The organism is Aeromonas lacus (assembly GCF_000764665.1).
GTDB classification, from domain to species: Bacteria; Pseudomonadota; Gammaproteobacteria; order Enterobacterales; family Aeromonadaceae; genus Aeromonas; species Aeromonas lacus.
On record NZ_JRGM01000147.1, the window covers coordinates 1 to 23,448 of the forward strand.

A 23,448-nucleotide genomic window follows, 5' to 3' on the forward strand; every position below is an offset into this window, starting at 1 on the left:
GACTGAGCTATCTGGGCAAATGGTGCCGGCTACCGGAATCGAACTGGTGACCTACTGATTACAAGTCAGTTGCTCTACCTACTGAGCTAAGCCGGCACACTTTAAACCATTGTGCATGAACAAGTTTTTTATTTCATGGCACCAAAATTTGGTGCCCAGAGACGGAATCGAACCGCCGACACGGGGATTTTCAATCCCCTGCTCTACCGACTGAGCTATCTGGGCGTGGGCGCTATTAAACGGATTTTAAGGCGGATGGTCAACGGGAAATTTTACTTTTTGTCTCGTTCGTCTCTTTTTTGCTCAACATCACCCATTTTTCCCACTTCCTCGCCACTGGCACACCCTTTTCGCCGCCAGACTTTGGGTTCTTCCCCCTTGAGCAGGCGGGAGATGTTCTCGTGATGGCGGATCAGGATAAGGCAGGAGAGCAGGGAGACTGGCAGGGTGTATTCGGGTTTAAGCAGATAGGTAAAGAGCGGCGTCAGCAGCACGGTAATGATGGAGGCCAGCGAAGAGTAGCCGCTTGCCAGCAACACCAGCAGCCAGGTGCCGATGACAGCGCCCCCCATGGTGAAGCCGAGCGGCATCATGGTGCCCAGCGCCGTCGCCACCCCCTTGCCACCGCGAAAATGAAAGAAGATGGGGTACATGTGGCCAAGACAGGCGGCCACCCCGATAAAGCCGAGGTAGACCGGCTTTATCTGCAGATACCAGGCGAGATAGACAGGCGCCGTACCCTTGAGCACATCGAGCAACAGCACCACCAGTGCCGCCAGCCGGCCACCGAGGCGCAGCACATTGGTTGCCCCCGGATTGTGGGAGCCATGATCCCGCGGGTCGGGCAGACCGCTGCAGCGGGAGACCAGCACAGCACTGGATAGTGAACCACCCAGGTAGGCCAGAATAATCATCAAAATCGTCAGGGCCGTCATCTTGGTCGTTTTTACCACGATATGAATGGGGTATGATGCGGGCCACAACGCTGGCATGGGCCCATGCCCAACCAGAGCGCCTCGGCAAGCCTGTTGCCCGGCCAGCATCCCTGCGCTGTCATCACAGCCCATCAAGAGTAAAGAAGAAGTACAGTCATGGACAAGGTGTTTATTCGCGGACTCGAGGTTTTGACCACCATAGGTGTATATGAGTGGGAGAAAGGCATTCGCCAGAAGCTCCGTTTTGACCTCGAGATGGGGTTCGACAACCGCCCCGCCGCTGCAACCGACGACATCAATCTGGCACTGGATTATGCCGACCTCTCCAACAAGATCTGCGAGCATGTCACCGGCAAGGTAGTCGAGCTGGTCGAGACCATGGCCGAACAGGTAGCCATGCTGGTGCTCGCTGACGAGCGGGTGCAGTGGGTCAAGGTAACCCTCACCAAGCCGGGCGCCGTGCCCAATGCCGCCGGTGTCGGCGTCGAGATCCTGCGCCACCGTACCCCAGCGGCGAGCAGCAACTGATGACTACTATCTATATCAGCCTTGGCTCCAACATCGAGCGGGAGCGCCATATCCGTGCCGGGCTCGATGCCCTGCACGCCGAGTTTGGCGAGCTGCGGGTCTCCCGGGTATTCGAGAGCGAGGCAGTGGGCTTCAATGGCCGTCCCTTCTACAACCTTGTTGCCGCTGCCGAGACCGACCTGCCGCTGGTTGCCGTCTGCCAGCTGCTGCGCGAGATGGAGTTCGCCCACGGCCGCGAGCCGGATGCCAAGAAGTTCGCCCCGCGCACCCTGGATCTCGACCTGCTGCTCTATGGCGATCTGGTCTGCGAGACGCCGCTGGTGCTGCCGCGCGGCGAGATCCTCACCAACGCCTTCGTGCTGTGGCCGCTGGCCGAGCTGGCGCCCAGGCTGCGCCACCCAATCGATGGCCGCACCATGGACGAGCTGTGGGAGAGCTACGACAAGGCCTCCCAGCAACTGTGCCCCATTCTCTTTCACTGGGAAGCGCGGGAGCTGCTGCACCACTGATCGAAAAGGGCACCTCGCGGTGCCCTTTTCGTTGATGTGACTTCTTATCCTGTTCTTTCTTATCCTCTGGCCTGAGCCGAAGTCGTGCCACCGTCTCGCGCCAGCTGAGCGAAGATCAGCGCCGCCAGCATGGAGAGCAAGCCAACACAGAGATAGGTAAGGTGGAACCCTGCCAGCCACTGGCCGTTGGCGGCCGATGTGCCCGCCGAGAAGAGCCCCAGCAGGCTGGCGGCAATCGCCACCCCTAAACTCATGGAGAGCTGCATTACCACAGAGAGCAGACCGTTGCCGCTGCTGGCCAGCGTCGGGCTCAAGTCCTGCAGGGTCAGGGTGTTCATGGCGGAGAACTGCAGCGAGTTGATGGCGCCGAAGATCGCCAGCCAGCCCAGCAGCACGCCGTAGGGAAGCTGGTTGTCGATAAAGTAGAAGCTGGCGATCATGGCGCCGAGCAGCATGGTGTTGCCAATCAGGATCCGGCGATAACCCACCCTGGGGATGAGCTTGTTCACCAACGTCTTGGTCAGCATGGCACCGAGCACCGTCGGGATCATGGTCATCCCCGCCTTGCTCGGGGAGAAGCCGAGCCCCAGTTGCAGAAAGAGCGGGGTGAGGAACGGCATGGCACCGCTGCCAAGACGGGCAAACAGGTTGCCCCAAACCCCGATGGCGAAGGTGGCGGTCTTGAACAGGTTCAGGCTGAAGAGCGGCTGCTCCGCATTGGCGGCATAGAGCCAGTAGCTCGCCATCGCCGCCAACCCGAAGATCAACGCAAACAGCGCCCAGCCGGTGGAGATACTGTGCTCCCCCAGCCCCTGCAAACCGACCGACACCAGCACCATGCCGAGACTGAACAGCACGAAGCCCTGCCAGTCAAAACGGGCGGTTGCCTGACGCAGATCGGGCATGAAGTACCAGCTCGCCATAAAGCCGATCACCCCCACCGGCAGGTTAATCAGAAAGACCCAGTGCCAGCTCGCCACCTCGACCAGCCAGCCACCCAGCGCAGGCCCCATCAGCGGGCCGAGCAGCCCGGGAATGGTGACGAACGACATCACCTGCAGCAGCTCCCGCTTGTCATAGACCCGCAGCACCGCCAGTCGTCCCACCGGCATCAGCAGCGCGCCGCCAATTCCCTGCAGCACCCGAGCTGCCACCAGCATCGAGAGCGAGCCGGAGGCGGCACAGGCCAGCGAACCGAGTGTGAACAACGAGATTGCCGCCAGATAGATGCGACGGGTACCGAACCTGTCAGCCAGCCAGCCGGAAGCCGGGATAAGCAGGGCCACCGTCAACATGTAGGCGATCACCACCGACTGCATCTGCAGCGGGCTCTCCCCCAGCGTCTCGGCCATGCTGGGCAGGGCGGTATTGAGAATGGTGCCATCCAGCGACTGCATGAAAAAGCCGACTGCCGCCAGCATGGGCAGCCACTTGCGCTGGGCCGGGGTCACCCCGAGTGAAACTTCCGCCATAACAGACCACCTCCACTTCAGGAATAAAAAGACCCGCTCTCGTTGTTACGGGCGGGTCATGTCAGACATCAGGCATCCGGCTGGCCAAGCATGGCCTTGAGCTGCTCTTCGAGGCTAGGCTCGGGAGCCTTGAGCGTATCAAGGAACAGCCGCTCTATCCCCGCCTTGTCCTGAGTTTTCACAATAAACACCAGTCGGGACTGGGCCTTGCCCTCCGGCCACTCACCCAATGCCTGCAGCGGATAGAGCTGGCCGTGGACACCGTGGATCACCACAGGCTGGCTCTCCCCTTCCAGCTGCAATATCCCCTTGAGGCGCAGCAGGGCATCGCCGTATTGGGCCTGCACCGCATCGATGGCAGCCAGCAGACGGGATGGCTTGAGCGGCTCGCCGATGCGCAAAGAGAAACTCTCGATGTTGCCATGCTCGAAGTGGGTGGGCGCCGCCGTGCCCACCTTGGCGGCGAACGGCTGCATCTTGGGTTGCATCGGTGACGCCAGCCCCTGCTTGGGGGATTCGGTGCGCAGCCAGGCCAGCAGCTGGCGCACATCGCGCCCCGCCGCCTCGTTGTAGGCCCCCAGCTTCTCCAGCACCGCTGACGAGAGCTCGCCATTGGTCACCAGCTCGATAGGCGCCGCCGGATTGAGGGCCGCCAGCTGGGTTTCAACCCGCGCCAGCTGCTCGCCATCCACCAGATCGCCTTTGCTCACCACCAGCAGATCCGCCAGCGCCACCTGTTTCACCGCCTCATACTGAGCCGCCAGCTGCTGCTCGATATGACCGGCATCCACCACGGTGACAGTGCCATCGAAGCGGTAACGCTGGGCGATAAATCCCTCTTCGCGCAGGGTAAAGAGCACAGGGGCTGGATCCGCCAGACCTGTGGTCTCGATAATGAGTCGCTTGAACGGTTTGATCTTGCGCTGGATGGCCTTCATAAACAGCCCCTGCAGCGCCTCCACCAGAGAGCCCTGCACCGAGCAGCAGATGCAGCCGGAATCGAGCAGCATCACCTGCTCATCCACCTGTTGCACCAGATGGTGATCCAGCCCTACCGAGCCGAACTCGTTGATCAGCACCGCGCACTCGCCGAGCTCCGGCTGCTTGACCCAGTGGTTGAGCAAGGTGGTCTTGCCGCTACCGAGAAAGCCGGTCAGCAGGGTCACTGGTATACGGGTATCTTGCATATCGGTCATGTCAGATCCTTACCGGTTGGCAAACAGGTCGCTGAGCCAGCGGTTTTCAAAGCGGCCGTGCGGGTCGAGCTCGGCTTTCAACGCCACAAAGTCGTTCCAGCGTGGCAGCAGGGCCGGGAAGTCGTAGAGATCCATCGCCAGATGTTTGCCGAAATGGGGAATGCCGCCGAGCGGCACCAGCAATTGCTGCAGCTCGCGCATCTGCTCCATGGAGCCGTTGACGAAGGTGCCATCCGCCGCCAGATAGACTAGAAAACCGATCCAGCAGACCGACTGATCATAAGCGGCGCTGAGCCAGGCCTCGGAGGGGCCGGTGCAGCGCAGAATAAAGGGGTAGTGCAGCACGCCCGGATTGGCCTGCTGCCACGCTTGCAGGGTCTCCAGCGCCTCGTTCATGCGATGAAGCGGCACCGCCACCTCGCAGTTGATCTGGGGCGCAGGGATCCCCTTGCAGAGGATCTGGTAGACGTTGCCCACCAGATCGGAGGCATCCTTGAAGCGGCGCACCGTCTCGAAGTGCTCACCGGCCAGCGCCTCATCCTTGGTATCTTTCGCCATCTTCTGCAGGGTGGCATCTATGGTGGCGTTCATGCGGGCGTCGATATCGCCATCCAGCAGCAGCGGCTCGCTGCCACCGGCGCGGTAGCGGGCCACCTCCTCATCGGAGGCGGGATCCACCAGCCAGATGTGGCTCTCGTCGGTCCAGGCAAACCACCAGCTCTTCACGAAGCCGTGCTCGCGGTTGAGCCGCTCGTTGTGCTCCAAGAGGAAGGGGTAGTCGGTGGTGAACTTGGTGCAGCGCATGATGCGGTTGGGCACGGTGCGCAAGGTGACGTCGAGCAGGATGCCGAGCATCCCCATCCCCATCACGAAGGCGCCGAAGCGCGGGTCAGAGCGATCAACCCGGATGATGTCGCCATTGGCCAGCATCACCGTCATCGCCTCTACCGCATCGCAGAGGGCTGACTGATGCAGCCCCTGACCGTGGGTGCCGGTGCTGAGCGCGCCGCCCAGGGTCTGGATACCGATAACGCCGGGGGATGCGGGCAGCATCCGCTCCATGGCGATCAGCTCGGCATAAACGATATCGAGGGGAGTCCCTGCCTGATAGGTCACGGTATCAGCGGTTTTGGCCAGCTGGCCGCGCAGGTGGTGCAAGTCCACCAGCAGCGCCTGACTGCCCTCGGCATAGACGCTGTGAATGGGTTCGAAAGAGAGGCCGGAACCGATAAGACGCAGCTTGCGCTCGGGGTGTTCCCGCAGCAGCGCCTGTAGCTCATCGCGGGTTTTCGGGCGCCACACCTGATCCAGCGCCCCGAGGGGATTGGTTCTCGACCAGTTGAACAGCACCTCCCGATTACCAATCGCCTTGATGCTGTGAAATGCCTGGAACTGAACCGTCATACCGCGCCTCATCTCTTGCTGACGTCAAAATGAGCGACGATTCTACCGAAAAGCGGGCGCCAAGGCATGGAAAACAAGACCCTGCCAATCTGGTGGAATTGGTCTCATTCCCGCTATCGCCACATTATCGGAATCATTTGGTACTGGTCGGCGAGTCTCTCAGACAGTACCCGGGATATCGCCCGCCAGCGCGGTGGCCGACTCTTCCTGCTCCTTTGGCAACAGCTCGTCGCAGAACTGGCGCAGCGGCATGGGACGGGCAAACAGGAAGCCCTGCAGATAATCGACCCCCTTGCTTCTGAGGTAGTCAGCCTGCCTGCTGGTTTCCACCCCTTCCGCCACCAGCGCCAACCCGAGGCGAGTCGCCAGATCGATCACGTTGTCCACGATATGCTCCGAGAGCGACTCGGTGCCGATACGGGCGATAAAGGACTGGTCGATCTTGAGGTAGTCGACATGGAACTGCTGCAGATAGATCAGGCTGGAGTGGCCAGTCCCGAAATCGTCGATTGCCAGCTTGACCCCCATCTCATCCAGCTGACGGAACAGGGAGAGAGTCTTGGGATCCGCCACCAGCAGCTCACGCTCGGTCAACTCCAGCACCAGAACCACCTTGCCGGGGGCAAAGTGATCGAGGAAGAGCCGGCACTCCTGCAGCAGGGCAAAGTCGTGACAGTGAGCGGCGCTGATATTGAAACTGATATGAAAACCATCGGGCAAAGAGCGTTGCACCCAGCTCAGCTGAGCTGCCACGTTGCGCATCATCTGGCTGGTCATGGGGACGATCAGCCCCGACTCCTCAGCCTGCGGAATAAAGAGGTCGGGGCGGATCACCCCTTCGGTGGCATGATTCCAGCGCATCAGCACCTCGGCCCCCATCATCCGCCGGGTATCGCTGGCCACCAGCGGCTGCAGATAGGGGACAAACTCTTTCGCCCGCAGTGCCCGGCGCAGCTCATCTGTCGGAGAGCCAGGTCGCCCAAGCACCCACCACACCAGCAGGGAGAGCAACAGGGATGCGCCAGCCAGCGACAGTAGCGCCGTCTGGCGAGCTTCCCACAGCGAACGCCAGTAGAGCGGCATGGTATAGCCGGCATAGATGGTGAAGGGGTAACGCTGGGAAGAGAGTTCAAGGCTGGTGCTGTGGTGCAATCTGGGCAGGCGTTCGAGATAGCGACCCGACTCGCTGAGCCAGGCCGAACCGACCTGCAGGAATAGCTCGCTCGGCTTGCCGCTCAGGGAGAGCATGAAGCTGAGCTGGGTACTGTCGATGGCGCTCAGGGCCGCATCAACTCCCTGTTCGAGACGCACCACCAGCAGCGGGTGATTCTTGCGTACCCGGTTGCCGCTCATCAAAAGCAGCTTGCGCCCGGTGTAGATAGTACCGTCGTCTGCGTCATTGGCCTCGCCAAACAGCGAGGTACAGTTGATCACCCCATCGCGCACCAGATTGACCGAACGCAGAAACGGTTCGAGCGCAACCGTCTTTCTCAGGATCAGCAGGTTCTGAGCACAGGGAGCATTGACCAGCGGCAATACCTCCCGGTTGGCCTCCTCGGCCCTGTCCAGCATCTCCTCCAGCAGCAGCCTCGCCTTGTGTGCCGAATCGTGAGAATCAGATTTCAGATCCTGCACATAAGTGCTGTGAATGATCCAGCTGCCCACCAGAAGCGGCAGGGAAAATACCAACAGGGCACTGCCAACACGCAGCCTGGTTCGGGAGAGATCGATCCGGAATAGAAACATAGAGAGCCACGCCACAGTTGGTCAGAGCCGCCCGCAGGCAGACATCCACGTCATACCGACCAACGCAGGGATCTCCCGACTGGTCATAACCAAACAACATAACGCAAAGCACTTATAAAACGAACAGCCAAAACAGTGGTTGGATCACAGCGCGCAGCAACAAGCTTCGAAAGAGGCTCAAGAATAGAAAGCCGCAAAATAGAAATGCCGCGTATTACGCGGCATTTCTCGTTACAGCTGTGCAGTGAGGCGTTAAACCGCCTGCTGCAGGATCACCGCATCGGCCTTCTTGGTATAAGAAGCGATCTCGTTGAAGTTGAGGTAGCGGTAAGTATCTGCCGCAGTGGCATCGAGCGCCTTGGCGTATTGCAGGTACTCCGCCACGGTCGGGATCTTGCCGAGGATGGCGGCAACGGCTGCCAGCTCCGCAGAGGCCAGATAGACGTTGGCACCTTTACCCAGACGGTTCGGGAAGTTACGGGTAGAGGTGGAAACCACGGAGGCCCCTTCCGCGACCCGTGCCTGGTTACCCATGCACAGGGAACAGCCCGGGATCTCGATGCGGGCACCGACCCGGCCGAAGATGCCGTAGTAGCCCTCTTCGGTCAGCTGATCCTTGTCCATCTTGGTGGGCGGCGCGATCCACATGCGGGTCGGCAGCTCGCCCTGATACTTCTCGAGCAGTTTGCCAGCGGCACGGAAGTGACCGATGTTGGTCATACAAGAACCGATGAACACCTCGTCGATCTTGTCGCCAGCCACGTCGCTCAGCAGACGGGCATCGTCCGGATCGTTCGGCGCACACAGGATCGGCTCCTTGATGGTGGCCAGATCGATCTCGATGATTTCGGCGTACTCGGCATCCTTGTCCGCTTCCATCAGGGTCGGGTTGGCCAGCCACTCTTCCATCCCCTTGATGCGACGGGTGATGGTGCGCGGGTCGCCGTAGCCTTCGGAGAGCATCCATTTCAGCATCACGATGTTGGACTTCAGATACTCGATGATCGGCTCTTTATCCAGCTTGATGGTGCAACCGGCAGCGGAGCGCTCGGCGCTGGCATCAGCCAGTTCAAAGGCTTGCTCCACTTTGAGGGTCGGCAGACCTTCGATCTCGAGAATCCGGCCGGAGAAGATGTTCTTCTTGCCCGCTTTCTCGACGGTCAGCAACCCTTTCTGGATGGCGGCGTAGGGGATGGCATGAACCAGATCACGCAGGGTGATGCCCGGTTGCAGCTCGCCCTTGAAGCGCACCAGCACGGATTCCGGCATGTCCAGCGGCATCACGCCGGTGGCAGCGGCGAAGGCCACCAGACCGGAGCCCGCCGGGAAGGAGATACCGATGGGGAAACGGGTGTGGGAGTCACCACCGGTACCCACGGTATCCGGCAGCAGCATGCGGTTCAGCCAGGAGTGGATGACACCGTCGCCCGGACGCAAGCTCACACCGCCGCGGTTCATGATGAAGTCCGGCAGGGTGTGGTGAGTCTGTACGTCGATGGGCTTGGGATAGGCCGCAGTGTGGCAGAAGGACTGCATGGTCAGATCGGCGGAGAAGCCGAGGCAGGCCAGATCTTTGAGCTCGTCGCGGGTCATCGGGCCCGTGGTGTCCTGGGAGCCGACCGTGGTCATCTTGGGCTCGCAGTAGGTGCCCGGACGAATGCCCTTCACGCCGCACGCCTTGCCCACCATCTTCTGGGCCAGAGTAAAGCCTTTGCCGGTATCGGCCACCGGCTGCGGACGGCGGAACACGGTGGAGAACGGCAGACCCAGCGCCTCGCGGGCCTTGTCGGTCAGGCCACGACCGATGATCAGCGGAATGCGGCCCCCGGCACGCACTTCATCGATCAGCACGTCGGTTTTCAGTTCAAACTGCGCCAGCACCTGCTCGGTACCGTGCTTGCAGATCTTGCCGGCAAACGGGTAGATGTCGATCACATCTCCCATCGCAAGTGCAGAGACATCCACTTCGATGGGCAGTGCGCCGGCATCTTCCATAGTGTTGAAGAAGATCGGGGCAATCTTGCCACCCAGCACCACGCCACCGGCGCGCTTGTTCGGCACGAACGGAATGTCGTCGCCCATGAACCAGAGCACCGAGTTGGTGGCGGATTTACGGGAAGAGCCGGTACCGACCACATCGCCCACATAGGCCAGCGGGAAGCCTTTCTCTTTCAGGGCATCAATGGTCTTGATGGGGCCGACGGCGCCATCCTTGTCCGGGGTAATGCCGGGACGAGCGTTTTTCAGCATCGCCAGCGCGTGCAATGGAATATCCGGGCGGGACCAGGCATCCGGCGCCGGCGACAGGTCGTCGGTGTTGGTTTCGCCGGTTACCTTGAACACGGTGACGGTGATCTTCTCTGCCAGTTCAGGACGGGAGAGGAACCACTCGGCGTCGGCCCAGGATTGCATCACCTGCTTGGCATGGGCATTACCCGCCTTGGCCTTCTCCTCCACGTCATGGAAGGAGTCAAACATCAACAGGGTGTGGGAGAGGCCCTTGGCAGCAAGAGGAGCCAGGGTCGCATCGTCCAGCAGGTCGATCAGCGGCTGAATGTTGTAACCACCCTGCATGGTGCCCAGCAGTTCAACGGCTTCGGCGGCAGTCAGGATGGGAGAGTGGGCTTCGCCCTTGGCGACGGCAGTGAGGAAACCGGCTTTGACATAGGCCGCTTCATCAACACCGGGGGGAATTCGGGAGGACAACAGCTCTTTCAGAAAGTCTTGTTCGCCGGCGGGCGGGTTCTTGAGCAGCTCGACCAGGGCGGCGACCTGCTCTGCGTCCAGAGGTTTGGCAACCACGCCCTCGGCAGCACGTTCTGCGACGTGTTTACGGTATGTTTCAAGCACGACTAATTCCTCTTTGGTCTTTTTTTGGGGTTCGCCCACGCTCGCGGCGATCGTCCTTGCGGGACACCCCGTAGGGTGCTCCCCACTATATAAGTTTTAACGACCAATTAAAATCCAAACCCTGTTAACCAATTCAACACAAAACCGTAACCAATTAAACAGGCTGGTATTTTTTGAAAATTAAATGCCTGTCATAGCTTCGAGTTAACAAATTGGCATCATTTTCCCATTATTGGAACGTAGTGCCCAATTGCAGATAGAAGACGCCATTTCCCTCCTCCGCCATGCCGTAGCCGAGGAACACCGGGCCAAGGAAACTCTCGACCCCGACATAGACGGAGCCGGCGGTGAAGGAGCTGTCAAAGCTGATATCTTCGCCCTTGTCCCACACCCCGCCCTGCTCGAGGGAGCCGCCCAGATAGAGCGGCATCTTGAGAGCACCGAAGTCGTTGTCTGCCACCCGGTAGATGTAGCGCAACCCGCCAAACAGGCTGTAGCGACCACTCAGCTGATAACGCTGGAAGCCGGAAAGACGGAACAGCCCTCCCAGATCCTGGATATAGAGCGGCAGCGCCTCCTGACTGCTGGATCCACCGCCCTCCAGCATCAGGTTGAGGCTGTGACGACCCCACGACCAGGGCTTGATCATGGAGAAGTTGTAGTTCCACCCCTCATCGCGGCTACTCTGCTCCAGCTCTCCCCCGGTCAGATCGACATGGGAATAACCCAGCTTCATATCCCACTTCTCGCCCGAGTAGGGGAAATAGAGGCTATCCAGGGTATCGTGCTCAAAACGGATGAAGGGCCCCCAGGCGGTGGCATCCACACTGGTATTCTTGAAGTTTTTCAGATCGATATTGCCCACCCTTCCCTCAAGCCCCGTGTAGATGCGGCTCCATGGCTGGCTGTTCCAGCCAACGGCCAGATCGGAACTGAAGAAGGAGTAGTCGCTGTCGAGATAGTTGAATGTATCCGGCTCGGAGCTGAAGATGCGGCGCTGGGTCTTGTCATAAGCCAGGCTTGCCTCGCCAAAGAAGGTCTGGGATGGCTCCAGCGGGGTATAGAAGTCGGTCTTGATATGTTTCGCCGTGCCAAGCGACGCTTCGGTCAGCCACTCCCCGCCCCAGTTGTTGACGTTGGTGAGGGTGTAGGACATGCCGACGTTGTAGTTGGAGGTGTTCTCGAAATCGTCGGAGAAACCGAACTGGAAGTTGAGGTAACCCGGCCCCCAGTTCTTCTCGCTGGCATCGACCACCAGCACGTTCTCGCCATCGCGCTCATCCACCTCGTAGGTGATGCGATCGAACGACTCCAGTGCATAGAGGCGGCGAATGCCCGCCTCCAGACTCTCGTTGGTCTGGATCTTGTCCGGTCGCACATCCAGCATGGCGCGCACCGTCTCGTCGGAGAGGCGCGACTTGTTGATGATCTCCACCTTGTCGATGTAGTAAGCGGGCAAGCCGCTGCGTTCGGCACGGCGACTCAGCTTGCGGTTGCGGTACTCGTTGTAGCGCTCCTTGCTCAGGGAGAGCTTGTCGAGCTCCAGCGACACCTTCTCGGCCGCCGCCTCGCCTATCTTGATCCCCTCCGGCATGCGGGCGAAGTCAGCAATCCCCATGTCGCCAAACTCGGGGGTGAGCAGGATATCCCTGGGCCCCAGCAGCGCCTTCTGCTTGTCGGTGCCGACCTGGGTCATGTAGGTAGTGAGCTGGTCGATCATGGCAAGGCCCGATTTGAGGGACTCACGGGTGCGCAGCCTGGCACTGATATCCACCGCGATCACCACATCGGCTCCCATCGCCTTGGCCACGTCCACCGGCATGTTGTTGACCGTACCGCCATCAGCCAGAATCCGGCCATCCCACTCCACCGGCTTGAGCGCCCCCGGAATGGACATGGAAGCCTGCATCGCCTTGGCCAGACTGCCGTGATCGAGCACGTAAGGGGTGACCGTCTCCATATCGGTTGCCATGGCACGATAAGGAATCGGCAGATCATCGAAGCTCTTCAGCGCCGGCAGGTTGGAGGTGGCAGTCCGCAGCAGGCTGGCCATAGATTGGCCCTGAAAGAAACCATCCGGCAGCTGAATGGTGTCGCCATTGACGCCAATATCGGTGCGCAGCTGATACTTCTCGGTCTGCTGCTTCTTGCGCAGGGAGAGTTCGTCCCGACCAACTTTGTCCTGATAACCCTTGTTCCAGTCGATGGCCAGCGTAGTGCGCTCCACCTCCTCGGCGCTGAGCCCCATGGCGTACATGCCCGCCACATAAGAGCCCATGCTGGTGCCCACTATGATGTCGACCGGGATGCGCTTCTGCTCCAGCACCTTGAGGATACCGATATGGGCCGAGCCCTTGGCTCCGCCGCCACTGAGCACCAGTGCCACCTTGGGGCGGCCACCATCAGCGGCCTGCACCAGCAGCGGCATGGCCGCCAGCATAATCAAAAGCAGTCGGGTCCATCCCGCACGAACGCTGCGCATCATATTTTCCATCTTGTTCAGGAAGCCGGTCACCAGAGATGGCCTCTACTATAAGGAGCCGGAGCACAAGCGCAACCGGCATTCCGGCCAATTCAGCGCCTCACGGATCTATTCGTCCGCCAGCCCCTTGTGAGCGCAAACGCAATCCATAAATAAAGGGCCGAAAGGCTCATGGGTGCCCCCTCTCTGCCGCTAATATGAGAGTCGTCAATCTCTACCTTTTGAGCACTTATATGCTGGCAACCCTGACCCTCAAACAGAAAATTCTGGCAACCGTCACCCTGGCCGTCGTTATCTCCTGCCTGCTGGTGGGCTACTTCAGCCAGCGCGCGGCGCAACAACTAATCGAAAAGCGGATGTTCGAACAGGAGCTGCCCAACCTGACCCAACGGATCAGCAAGGAGATCGAGCAGGATCTCAACGGCATCGCCCGCGCGGCGCAGCAGCTGGCCACCGACCGCTTTATTCTCGACTGGGTGGATCGGGGCATGCCCAAGGAGCAGGAGCCACTGCTCATCAATCAGCTCAAGGATGTGGCCAACCAGTACGGGCTAGTCACCGCCTCCTTTGCCGATCGCCAGACCGCGGCCTACTACAACCAGGATGGCTTTCTGCGCAACCTCACTCCGGCTCAGGATGCCTGGTTCTATGACTACACCAAGAGCCAGAAGGAGATGACTCTCAGCATCTTCCGCGAGAGCACTGGCGAGATGAAGCTGTTCGTCAACTTCCAGCAGCTCAATGGTCGCGGACTGGCCGGCTTTGCCAAATCCCTCGACGCCATGGTTGCCATGGTGTCCAACTTCCGGCTGGAAGATAGCGGCATCGTCTTTATGGTCGATGGCAGCGGCAAGGTGAAATTGCACCCCGATGCCAGCCGGATAGAACGTGACAACCTGAGCCAGCTGGCAGGCAGCGACAGTGGCAGCCTGCTGGCCAAACGTCCCTTTGCCGTGATCAGCGCCGAAGTGAATGGCGAGCCCATGGTACTGGCCAGCAGCTATATCCCGCTGCTCGACTGGTATCTGGTCGTTCAGGTGCCGGAAGCGGAGATCTACGCCGAGCTGTATCAGAACCGCAACCAGATCCTGATGATCTCGCTGGTCATCGCTCTGGCCATGGGGGCTATGGGTATGCTGCTGGCAGGGTCTGTCAGCCGCCCGCTCAACGAACTGGCGCGCCTGTTCAAGGAGTTGGGCAGCGGTGATGGCGATCTGACCCAGCGCCTCAAGGTGGAGGGCCGCGACGAGCTGAGCCAGGTTGCGACCGGCTTCAACAACTTTGTCGCCAAGATCCACGGCTCCATCGAGCAGGTGGCCAGCAACTCCCGTCAGCTGGCCACGACAGCCAACGAGGTGGCCAGCAAGGCCCAGCTGACCCAGCACAACTGTACCGCCCAGCGCGACCGCACCGTGCAGGTGGCTACCGCCATCCACGAGATGGGGGCCACCGTGAGCGAAATTGCCGGCAACGCCTCGCTGGCGGCGGATGTCGCCAAGCAGGCCAACGATCAGGCGGATGCCGGTGCCCACGTCGTGGCACAGGCCCGTCACGGTATCGTCGGACTCTCCGGGGAGATCGAGCAGGTCGCCGGCGTGATCGAGTCACTGGCCAGCCAGACCGACTCCATCGGCAGCATCCTCGAGACCATCCGCAGCATCTCGGAACAGACCAACCTGCTGGCGCTCAACGCGGCCATCGAAGCGGCTCGCGCCGGCGAACAGGGTCGCGGCTTCGCCGTGGTGGCAGACGAAGTGCGCAACCTCGCCAACCGCTCCGCCGCCTCTACCGCCGAGATCCAGGAGATGATCAACCGGCTGCAGGATCAGAGCGCCCGTGCTGTCAGCGCCATGGCTCAGGGCCGCAACCAGAGTCTGGAAGTGGTGGCACAGGCCGATGAAGCCAACGCCGCGCTCGGCCATATCACCGCCCACATCACCCAGATCAACGACATGAACATCCAGGTCGCCACCGCCACCGAGGAGCAGTCGAGCGTGGTCGGCGAGATCAACCGCAACGTTGAAGATATCAACCAGCTCACCATGGAGACTGCCGATATCGCCCACCAGCTCACCGAATCGAGCCGCAGCCTGCAGCAGCTCTCTACCCAGCTGGACAAACTGGTTGGCAACTTCCGGCTATAAACGGGGCCATTTGGCACGATAAAAAGGGCGCTGCGGCGCCCTTTCTCACATATCTGTTCACGCAGGCTAAAAACTGGAAAGGGATGTCTTCAACGTCTGATACCCAAAAACAAAAAGCCGCTCATTCGAGCGGCTTTTTCATGAGACAGGCAGAAGATTACTTTTTCTTCTTGGCCTTGGCGTTCGGCAGGTCGGTGATGGAGCCTTCGAACACTTCGGCAGCCAGACCCACTGACTCGTGCAGAGTCGGGTGAGCGTGGATGGTCAACGCGATATCTTCGGCGTCAGCACCCATCTCGATGGCCAGACCGATTTCACCCAGCAGTTCACCACCGTTGGTACCGACGATGGCACCACCGATGACACGGCCGCTCTCCTTGTCGAAGATCAGCTTGGTCATGCCGTCGGAGCAGTCGGACGCGATGGCGCGACCGGAAGCCGCCCACGGGAAGGTGGCGACTTCGAAGTTCAGGCCCTGTTGCTTGGCTTCCTTCTCGGTCAGACCAACCCATGCCATCTCCGGCTCGGTGTAGGCGATGGACGGGATCACTTTCGGGTCGAAGTAGTGCTTCTTGCCGGCGATCACTTCGGCGGCAACGTGACCTTCGTGAACACCTTTGTGAGCCAGCATCGGCTGACCCACGATGTCACCGATGGCGTGGATGTGAGCCACGTTGGTACGCAGCTGCTTGTCCACCTCGATGAAACCGCGCTCGTTGACGGCAACGCCAGCCTTCTCGGCATCCAGCATCTTGCCGTTCGGCACACGACCTACGGCAACCAGTACGTTGTCGTAGCGAACCGGCTCGGCCGGAGCGTGCTTGCCTTCGTAGGAGACGTACAGACCGTCTTCACGGGCTTCAACTGCGGTGACCTTGGTCTCCAGCATGATGTTGAACTTCTTGGCAACGCGCTTGGTGTAGATCTTGACGATGTCTTTGTCGGCAGCCGGAACCAGCTGGTCGGCAAATTCCACCACGTCGATCTCGGAACCCAGAGAGGAGTAAACGGTACCCATCTCCAGACCGATGATGCCGCCACCGATAACCAGCAGTTTGCCGGGAACGGTTTTCAGCTCCAGCGCATCGGTAGAGTCCCATACGCGCGGGTCGTCGTGCGGAATGAACGGCAGCTTCACCGGACGGGAACCGGCCGCGATGATGGCGTTGTCGAAGGTCACGGTGGTCTTGCCATCAGCGCCTTCAACTTCGATGGTGTTCGGGCCGGTGAACTTGCCGAAGCCGTTCACAACCTGAACTTTACGCATCTTGGCCATGCCAGCCAGACCGCCGGTCAGCTGGTTGATAACCTTCTCTTTCCACAGACGGATCTTGTCGATGTCGGTCTGCGGCGCACCGAAGACGATGCCGTGCTCGGCCAGCGCCTTGGCTTCTTCAATCACTTTGGCTACGTGCAGCAGGGCCTTGGAGGGAATGCAACCCACGTTCAGGCAGACGCCACCCAGGGTGGAGTAACGCTCGACGATAATGGTATCCAGACCCAGATCGGCCGCACGGAAAGCAGCGGAATAACCGGCAGGGCCAGCACCCAGTACTACGACCTGGGTTTTGATTTCTTTACTCATCATGACCTCTTTGTCGTTCTTGTATCCCCGGACAGCGCAGTCTTATGCCTTCTTTTCCTTGCAAAACAAGAGGCCGCTGCAGCCGTGAAAAAAACGGGGCAAGTTTACGATCATGTTAATGAAATGAGAAGTAAAAAGGGCAGGCTCTGGGCCCGCCCTCTCACTTACAGGACCAGTCGACGAATGTCGGACAGCACGCCATTCATGGTGGTGATGAAGCGAGCCCCATCGGCACCATCGATCACGCGGTGGTCGTAGCTCAGAGCCAACGGCAGCATCAGGCGCGGCGCGAACTCTTTGCCGTTCCACTTCGGCTTCATCTCGGACTTGGAGACACCGAGGATGGCCACTTCCGGCGCGTTGACGATCGGGGTAAAGCTGGTACCGCCGATGCCACCTAGGCTGGAGATGGTGAAGCAACCGCCCTGCATGTCGGAAGCGGTCAGCTTGCCGGCACGGGCCTTCTTGGAGATCTCCGCCAGATCGCGAGACAGCTCCATGATGCCCTTCTTGTTAACATCGCGCACCACAGGCACAACCAGACCGTTGGGGGTATCAACCGCCACACCGATGTGGATGTACTTCTTCATGATCAGCTTGCTGCCATCTTCGGACAGGGAGCTGCAGAAGCGCGGGTGGGCTTCCAGCGCCTTGGCAGCGGCTTTCAGGATGAACACCAGCGGGGTGATCTTCACGTCTGCCTTCTGCTTCTCGAGCATCGCGTTCTGCTCTTTGCGGAACGCTTCCAGCTCGGTGGTATCGGCTTCGTCGAACTGGGTGACATGAGGGATCATGACCCAGTTGCGGTGCAGGTTCGGACCGGAGATCTTCTGGATGCGGGTCAGCTCGACCTCTTCCACATCACCGAACTTGCTGAAGTCTACTTTCGGCCACGGCAGTACGCCCAGACCGTTGCCACCGGCTACGCCGGCAGAGGCAGGAGCGGACTCGGCACGCTTGATGGCATCCTTCACGTAGGCTTGTACGTCTTCTTTGACGATGCGGCCCTTGCGACCGGAGGCTTTCACCTTGGCCAGGTTGACGCCAAACTCGCGCGCCAGACGGCGTACCGCCGGAGAAGCGTGTACATAAGCGTCGTTGGCAACGAAGTCGGAAGAGGCAGCAGCCTGAGCAACCGGAGCCGGGGCAGCAGCAACGGGTGCAGCGGCGACCGGCGCGGCAGCTTGAGCAACCGGCGCGGCGACAGGCGCAGCGCCAGCCACTTCGAATACCATGATCAGGGAACCGGTGGAGACCTTGTCACCCGCCTTCACCTTGATCTCTTTGACCACACCGGCGAACGGCGCAGGCACTTCCATGGAGGCCTTGTCACCTTCCACGGCGATCAGGGACTGGTCGGCTTCAACCTTGTCACCCACGGCAACCATGATCTCGGTGACTTCTACTTCGTCGCCACCGATATCCGGTACGTTGACGTCTTTCGCGCCAGCAGCAACCGGGGCGGCGGCAGGAGCGGCAGCCTGAGCCGGTGCAGCAGCAACGGCAGGAGCAGCGCCAGCCACTTCAAATACCATCACCAGAGAGCCGGTAGAAACCTTGGCGCCAGCGGCAACCTTGATCTCGACCACGCGACCGGCGAACGGCGCAGGCACTTCCATGGAGGCCTTGTCACCTTCCACGGCGATGATGGATTGGTCGGCTTCAACCATGTCGCCTACGGCAACCATGATCTCGGTGACTTCAACTTCGTCACCACCGATGTCCGGTACGTTGACATCTTTGCGAGCGGCTGCGACCGGAGCTGCAGCAACAGGAGCGGCCACTTCTGCAGGAGCAGCAGCGCCTTCGGCTTCGAAGATCATGATCTGGGAACCGGTGGCAACCTTGTCGCCCACCTTGATCAGGATCTCTTTGACGATACCGGCGGACGGAGCCGGTACTTCCATGGAGGCCTTGTCGCCTTCTACCGCGATGATGGACTGGTCCAGCTCGACCTTGTCACCCACGGCCACCATGATCTCGGTGACTTCAACTTCATCGGCGCCGATATCCGGCACCATAATCTGTTTGGACATTGTGCTTTATCCTCTTGCGTCGATCCGCGTGACTGGCTGATGCTGCCACGCACATCTCGCGTTAACCGTTTTAAACCCTGGCAAGGTCGCGCCGCATGACGGCGCGACCCTTGATCCACTTACGCGTACAGCGGGTTGACCTTGTCGGCATCGATGCCGTACTTGGCGATGGCATCGGCCACAACCTGCTTGTCGATCTCGCCGCGCTTGGCCAGTTCGGTCAGGGCAGCAACCACCACGTAGAACTCGTTCACTTCGAAGTGACGACGCAGGTTGGCGCGGCTGTCGGAACGGCCGTAACCGTCGGTACCCAGCACGCGGTAGTTCTCGGTCGGAACGAAGGCACGAACCTGATCGGCGAAGGACTTCATGTAGTCGGTCGCGGCGATGGTGGCTTCGGAACCCAGTACCTGAGCGATGTACGGTACGCGGGCATCGCTAGTCGGGTGCAGCATGTTCCAGCGATCCGCGTCCTGACCATCACGGGCCAGTTCGTTGAAGGAGGTTACGCTGAACACGTCGGAGCCCACACCATATTCGCTTGCCAGGATCTGGGCAGCAGTGCGCACGTGACCCAGGATGGAACCACAACCCAGCAGCTGAACTTTCGCCTTGGCACCGGCTACGGATTCCAGCTTGTAGATACCCTTGCGGATACCTTCCTCGGCGCCTTCCGGCATGGCCGGCATGGCGTAGTTCTCGTTCAGGGTGGTGATGTAGTAGAACACGTTCTCAGGGTTCTCACCGTACATGCGGCGCAGGCCGTCCTGTACGATCACCGCCACTTCATAGGCGTAGGACGGGTCGTAGGAGATGCAGTTCGGGATGGTGCCGGCCAGGATGTGGCTGTGACCATCTTCGTGCTGCAGACCTTCGCCGTTCAGGGTAGTACGACCGGAGGTTGCACCCAGCAGGAAGCCACGGGCTTGCTGGTCACCGGCTGCCCACGCCATGTCGCCGATCCGCTGGAAGCCGAACATGGAGTAGTAGATGTAGAACGGGATCATCGGGCAGTCGTTGGTGCTGTAAGAGGTAGCAGCAGCCAGCCAGGAGGACATGGCGCCCAGCTCGTTGATACCGTCTTGCAGAACCTGACCCTGCTTGTCTTCCTTGTAGTAGGAGACGATGTCGCGGTCTTGCGGGGTGTACTGCTGACCGTGCGGGCTGTAGATACCGATCTGGCGGAACAGACCTTCCATACCGAAGGTACGGGCTTCGTCAGCCAGGATCGGAACGATGCGCTTGCCGATGGACTTGTCTTTCAGCATCACGTTCAGGGAACGCACGAACGCCATGGTGGTGGAGATTTCACGCGCCTGTTCACCCAGCAGCGGAGCGAAGGCATCCAGCGCCGGGATGTCCAGCTGAGTGGTGGTCTCACGCAGACGGGTCGGTACATAGCCTTTGAGCGCTGCGCGACGAGCGTGCAGGTATTTGTGCTCTTCACTGCCCGCTTCGATCTTCAGGTAAGGCAGATCGGCCAGCTGCTCGTCGGCCACCGGCAGGTTGAAGCGGTCACGCAGGTGACGCACGGAGTCCAGCTCCATCTTCTTGACCTGGTGCGCGATGTTCTTGCCTTCGGCCGCTTCGCCCATACCGTAACCCTTGATGGTCTTGGCCAGAATAACGGTCGGCTTGCCCTTGGTCTGGGTAGCTTTGTTGAATGCAGCGAACAGTTTGCGAGGATCGTGACCACCGCGGTTCAGGGCGAAGATCTCCTCGTCGGTCATGTCTTTGACCAGCGCGGCCGTTTCCGGATAACGGTTGAAGAAGTGCTCGCGGATGTAGCCACCGTCGCGGGACTTCATGGTCTGGTAGTCACCGTCCACGGTCTCGTTCATCAGCTGGATCAGCTTGCCGGAAGTATCTTTCTTCAGCAGCTCATCCCACTTGCGACCCCAGATAACCTTGGTCACGTCCCAACCGGCGCCGGCGAACAGGCCTTCCAGCTCGTTGATGACCTTGCCGTTACCGACAACCGGACCATCCAGACGCTGCAGGTTGCAGTTGACCACGAATACCAGGTTGTCGAGCTTTTCACGCACGGCAACGGTCAGGGCGCCTTTGGCTTCCGGCTCGTCCATCTCGCCGTCACCCAGGAAGGCGTAAACGGTCTGCTCGGAGCAATCCTTGATGCCACGGTCGGTCAGGTACTTCAGGAAGCGAGCCTGATAGATGGCGGCGATGGGGCCCAGACCCATGGATACGGTCGGGAACTGCCAGAAATCCGGCATCAGTTTCGGGTGCGGGTAGGAAGGGATACCCTTGCCATCCACTTCCTGACGGAAGTTGTCCAGCTGCTCTTCGGTCAGACGACCTTCAGCGAAGGCACGGGCATAGATACCCGGGGAGATGTGACCCTGGAAGTAAACCAGGTCACCACCATCCTTCTCGTTGCGAGCACGGAAGAAGTGGTTGAAGCAGACATCATAGATGGTCGCAGAAGAAGCGAAGGAAGACATGTGACCGCCCAGGTCCAGGTCTTTCTTGGAGGCGCGCAGCACGATCATCATGGCGTTCCAGCGGATGATGGCGCGAATGCGGCGCTCAATCTCCAGATCGCCCGGGTAGTCCGGCTCGTCGCTGGACGGGATGGTGTTGATGTAATCGCGGTTTGCCTTGGCAGCCACGTCCACACCGCTTGCGCGGGCTTTCTCGGCCAACTGTTCAAGGATGAACTGAGCGCGTTGGGGACCCTCTTCACGCAGCAGGGATTCCAGAGAGGCAAGCCACTCCAGCGTTTCTATCGGGTCCACATCGTTCTTCAGGATATCAGACATGGCTGGTTCCTATTTTGTTGTGATTGCACGGCATTGCACGGCGAAGGGCGCAAGCATTCGACAATAAAGCCTTGTGGGATTAGTTTTCCTGCTGACGGATCCGACGCATGGATCGCTGGATCCGGCTGTCTTCCCTCTGCATATCCAACAAGGTGTCCTCGATAAAGGCCAGATGCTCATGACAAGCTGTTCTGGCCCGCTCCGGAGCCCCCGACAGGATGGCTTCGATCAGATTCGCACGATGGCGTCGGATCTTGGCTACCACTCCCGGGCGGCGATTCAAAATCTCGTTATTTCTCAGAATGTTCTGCTCAAGCATCGGGCTCATGGCCCGCAGCAGATGCAGCAGCACCACATTGTGGGACGCCTCGGCCACCGCCAGATAAAACTGGGTAACGGCTGCCGATTCGGCCACCAGCGAACCTAACTGGCCCGCCTCTTCGATGGTGGTCTGCACCTGACGAATGCGTTCGAAATCAGCACCGGTCCCCCGCAACGCAGCATAGTAGGCGCAGATGCCTTCCAGCGCGTGACGAAACTCCAGCAGGTCATACTGGGCTTCCGGGTGAGTGCTGAGCAGTTCGAACAGAGGATCGGCGATCCCCTTGCTCAGGGCATTCTGCACATAAGTGCCACCGCCCTGACGGCGATAGAGCAACCCGCGAGCTTCAAGTCGCTGGATGGCTTCGCGCAGTGATGGGCGCGATACCTGAAACTGGATGGCGAGTTCGCGTTCGGGAGGCAATTTCTGCCCCGGCTGCAAACTTCCTTCCAGAATCATCTGTTCCAGCTCGGCGACAATGGAGTCGGCCAACTTGGGTTGCGTAATCTTGCGATAGGGCATGAGGCTACTTTGTTAAATTGGTATTACCAATTTCATGAATGGGGCGAAAATTAGCAGAGGCCTTGTCAAAAGTCCACTCAAAAGATGATCTGAATCAAGAATCACCACCACCCAATAAGAGGTAAAGCGGGGTAAATATGATTTGGCTCATAGAAATTGGTCTTACCAATATTCTTGAGCAAGCTCACAAATAACATTTGTGCAACCACAAACAAAAATGGCCTGCCATAGAGGCAAGCCATTGATTTTAAAACCCAAACTAAATTTGAATATTTACTTTAACTATTGAGCATCTCGCGGAAGCGTGACCACTGAAAGCTCTCCCCCGGATCCGTTTTACGCCCTGGCGCGATATCGCAGTGGCCAACAATTTTTTCCATGGTGACCGCCGGGTAACGGGCGGAGATGGCTCGGGTGAGCCCCGCCAGTGCGAAATATTGCGCATCTGTATAGGGGGTTTCGTCCGTCCCCTCCAGCTCAATGCCGATGGAGAAATCATTGCAGGCCTCCCTCCCCTGCCAGCTCGATACCCCGGCGTGCCAGGCGCGCGCGCCAAACGGCACATATTGCACCAGCTCGCCATCGCGGCGGATCAGGCAGTGGGCCGAGACCTGCAGCTGATGGATACCAGCAAAATAGGGATGGGCAGCGGGATCAAGGCGTCCCATAAAGAGATCGTCGATAAAGGGGCCACCAAACTCCCCCGGCGGCAAGCTGATGCCATGCACCACCAGGAGGGAGATATCGTCCGGCGCGGCCCGCTCGTTGTGATGGGGAGAAGGAACCCGGTGCGCCTGCTGGCACCAGCCGGCATCATCGATGGAAAAAATGGGGTCAGGATGGGTCATTGGCTACTCGATACGAGTTGAACAGAAAAGCGCGATCCGTGCTGGCATCTTGCCACCAAGCCGCTGAATCAGTGGAAAATTATGTGTTA

Annotated in this window: 15 protein-coding genes and 2 tRNA genes; 3 read left to right on the forward strand and 14 right to left on the reverse strand. The window is 59.7% G+C overall.

Features of this window, described 5'->3' with window-relative positions; translation table 11 throughout:
• Positions 1-20: 20 nt before the first annotated feature.
• The 3 genes from LG31_RS0115600 to plsY all read right to left on the reverse strand — a co-directional run bounded on the left by LG31_RS0115600 (position 21) and on the right by plsY (position 935).
• Positions 21-96: transfer RNA gene (locus LG31_RS0115600), tRNA-Thr, on the reverse strand.
• Between the two features lie 53 nt (positions 97-149).
• Positions 150-225: transfer RNA gene (locus tag LG31_RS0115605), tRNA-Phe, on the reverse strand.
• Between the two features lie 47 nt (positions 226-272).
• Positions 273-935, reverse strand: coding sequence for a glycerol-3-phosphate 1-O-acyltransferase PlsY (plsY, locus tag LG31_RS0115610; RefSeq protein ID WP_033115362.1), 663 nt, complete (start codon positions 933-935; stop codon positions 273-275).
• Positions 936-1,091: 156 nt separating this feature from the next.
• Here plsY and folB point away from each other — a divergent pair, with 156 nt between their 5' ends.
• Both folB and folK read left to right on the forward strand, forming a co-directional pair.
• The gene (folB, locus tag LG31_RS0115615; protein WP_005356584.1) at positions 1,092-1,463 is read left to right on the forward strand and encodes a dihydroneopterin aldolase; all 372 of its coding nucleotides are present in this window, start codon (positions 1,092-1,094) and stop codon (positions 1,461-1,463) included.
• Positions 1,463-1,972, forward strand: coding sequence for a 2-amino-4-hydroxy-6-hydroxymethyldihydropteridine diphosphokinase (folK, locus tag LG31_RS0115620; RefSeq protein WP_033115363.1), 510 nt, complete (start codon positions 1,463-1,465; stop codon positions 1,970-1,972). The genes folB and folK overlap by 1 nt, the downstream gene beginning before the upstream one ends.
• A gap of 59 nt (positions 1,973-2,031) precedes the next feature.
• Here folK and mdtD read toward each other — a convergent pair whose 3' ends face one another.
• The 6 genes from mdtD to LG31_RS0115650 all read right to left on the reverse strand — a co-directional run bounded on the left by mdtD (position 2,032) and on the right by LG31_RS0115650 (position 13,122).
• Entirely contained in the window at positions 2,032-3,444 is a 1,413-nt protein-coding gene (gene mdtD, locus LG31_RS0115625; RefSeq protein WP_033115364.1) for a multidrug transporter subunit MdtD, read from the reverse strand.
• 68 nt (positions 3,445-3,512) lie between these two features.
• Positions 3,513-4,640, reverse strand: a complete 1,128-nt coding sequence (locus tag LG31_RS0115630) for a CobW family GTP-binding protein (protein WP_033115365.1) — start codon at positions 4,638-4,640, stop codon at positions 3,513-3,515.
• Between the two features lie 9 nt (positions 4,641-4,649).
• Positions 4,650-6,044, reverse strand: coding sequence for a D-arabinono-1,4-lactone oxidase (locus tag LG31_RS0115635; protein WP_033115366.1), 1,395 nt, complete (start codon positions 6,042-6,044; stop codon positions 4,650-4,652).
• 159 nt (positions 6,045-6,203) lie between these two features.
• Positions 6,204-7,790, reverse strand: a complete 1,587-nt coding sequence (locus LG31_RS0115640; RefSeq protein ID WP_033115367.1) for an EAL domain-containing protein — start codon at positions 7,788-7,790, stop codon at positions 6,204-6,206.
• 252 nt (positions 7,791-8,042) lie between these two features.
• A complete protein-coding gene (gene acnB, locus LG31_RS0115645; protein WP_033115368.1) occupies positions 8,043-10,640 on the reverse strand; it encodes a bifunctional aconitate hydratase 2/2-methylisocitrate dehydratase in 2,598 nt (865 codons plus the stop codon).
• A gap of 229 nt (positions 10,641-10,869) precedes the next feature.
• Positions 10,870-13,122, reverse strand: coding sequence for a patatin-like phospholipase family protein (locus LG31_RS0115650; protein ID WP_033115532.1), 2,253 nt, complete (start codon positions 13,120-13,122; stop codon positions 10,870-10,872).
• A 233-nt stretch (positions 13,123-13,355) separates the two neighbouring features.
• Between LG31_RS0115650 and LG31_RS0115655 the strand changes: the two genes are divergently transcribed.
• Positions 13,356-15,266 carry a methyl-accepting chemotaxis protein gene (locus tag LG31_RS0115655; RefSeq protein WP_033115369.1) on the forward strand — a complete coding sequence of 637 codons (1,911 nt, stop codon included), beginning with the start codon at positions 13,356-13,358 and terminating at the stop codon, positions 15,264-15,266.
• A gap of 157 nt (positions 15,267-15,423) precedes the next feature.
• On the opposite strand, the gene lpdA is transcribed toward LG31_RS0115655, so the two are convergent.
• The 5 genes from lpdA to ampD form a co-directional block, all read right to left on the reverse strand.
• A complete protein-coding gene (gene lpdA / locus LG31_RS0115660; protein ID WP_033115370.1) occupies positions 15,424-16,851 on the reverse strand; it encodes a dihydrolipoyl dehydrogenase in 1,428 nt (475 codons plus the stop codon).
• 164 nt (positions 16,852-17,015) lie between these two features.
• Entirely contained in the window at positions 17,016-18,887 is a 1,872-nt protein-coding gene (aceF, locus tag LG31_RS0115665) for a pyruvate dehydrogenase complex dihydrolipoyllysine-residue acetyltransferase (protein WP_033115371.1), read from the reverse strand.
• 119 nt (positions 18,888-19,006) lie between these two features.
• On the reverse strand, positions 19,007-21,667 hold the full coding sequence (gene aceE, locus LG31_RS0115670; RefSeq protein ID WP_033115372.1) for a pyruvate dehydrogenase (acetyl-transferring), homodimeric type: 2,661 nt from the start codon (positions 21,665-21,667) through the stop codon (positions 19,007-19,009).
• Between the two features lie 79 nt (positions 21,668-21,746).
• On the reverse strand, positions 21,747-22,511 hold the full coding sequence (pdhR, locus tag LG31_RS0115675; RefSeq protein WP_033115373.1) for a pyruvate dehydrogenase complex transcriptional repressor PdhR: 765 nt from the start codon (positions 22,509-22,511) through the stop codon (positions 21,747-21,749).
• Between the two features lie 278 nt (positions 22,512-22,789).
• Entirely contained in the window at positions 22,790-23,359 is a 570-nt protein-coding gene (ampD, locus tag LG31_RS0115680) for a 1,6-anhydro-N-acetylmuramyl-L-alanine amidase AmpD (protein ID WP_033115374.1), read from the reverse strand.
• Positions 23,360-23,448: the final 89 nt, after the last annotated feature.

What these genes read in the sequence shown, in the direction of transcription:
- ampD (WP_033115374.1), bottom strand. Translation starts at nt 23,359, where the DNA reads ATGACCCATCCTGACCCCATTTTTTCCATCGATGATGCCGGCTGGTGC.
- LG31_RS0115640 (WP_033115367.1), bottom strand. Translation starts at nt 7,790, where the DNA reads ATGTTTCTATTCCGGATCGATCTCTCCCGAACCAGGCTGCGTGTTGGC.
- mdtD (WP_033115364.1), bottom strand. Translation starts at nt 3,444, where the DNA reads ATGGCGGAAGTTTCACTCGGGGTGACCCCGGCCCAGCGCAAGTGGCTG.
- LG31_RS0115630 (WP_033115365.1), bottom strand. Translation starts at nt 4,640, where the DNA reads ATGACCGATATGCAAGATACCCGTATACCAGTGACCCTGCTGACCGGC.
- folB (WP_005356584.1), top strand. Translation starts at nt 1,092, where the DNA reads ATGGACAAGGTGTTTATTCGCGGACTCGAGGTTTTGACCACCATAGGT.
- folK (WP_033115363.1), top strand. Translation starts at nt 1,463, where the DNA reads ATGACTACTATCTATATCAGCCTTGGCTCCAACATCGAGCGGGAGCGC.
- LG31_RS0115655 (WP_033115369.1), top strand. Translation starts at nt 13,356, where the DNA reads ATGCTGGCAACCCTGACCCTCAAACAGAAAATTCTGGCAACCGTCACC.
- LG31_RS0115650 (WP_033115532.1), bottom strand. Translation starts at nt 13,122, where the DNA reads ATGCGCAGCGTTCGTGCGGGATGGACCCGACTGCTTTTGATTATGCTG.
- LG31_RS0115635 (WP_033115366.1), bottom strand. Translation starts at nt 6,044, where the DNA reads ATGACGGTTCAGTTCCAGGCATTTCACAGCATCAAGGCGATTGGTAAT.
- lpdA (WP_033115370.1), bottom strand. Translation starts at nt 16,851, where the DNA reads ATGAGTAAAGAAATCAAAACCCAGGTCGTAGTACTGGGTGCTGGCCCT.
- plsY (WP_033115362.1), bottom strand. Translation starts at nt 935, where the DNA reads ATGACGGCCCTGACGATTTTGATGATTATTCTGGCCTACCTGGGTGGT.
- aceF (WP_033115371.1), bottom strand. Translation starts at nt 18,887, where the DNA reads ATGTCCAAACAGATTATGGTGCCGGATATCGGCGCCGATGAAGTTGAA.
- pdhR (WP_033115373.1), bottom strand. Translation starts at nt 22,511, where the DNA reads ATGCCCTATCGCAAGATTACGCAACCCAAGTTGGCCGACTCCATTGTC.
- aceE (WP_033115372.1), bottom strand. Translation starts at nt 21,667, where the DNA reads ATGTCTGATATCCTGAAGAACGATGTGGACCCGATAGAAACGCTGGAG.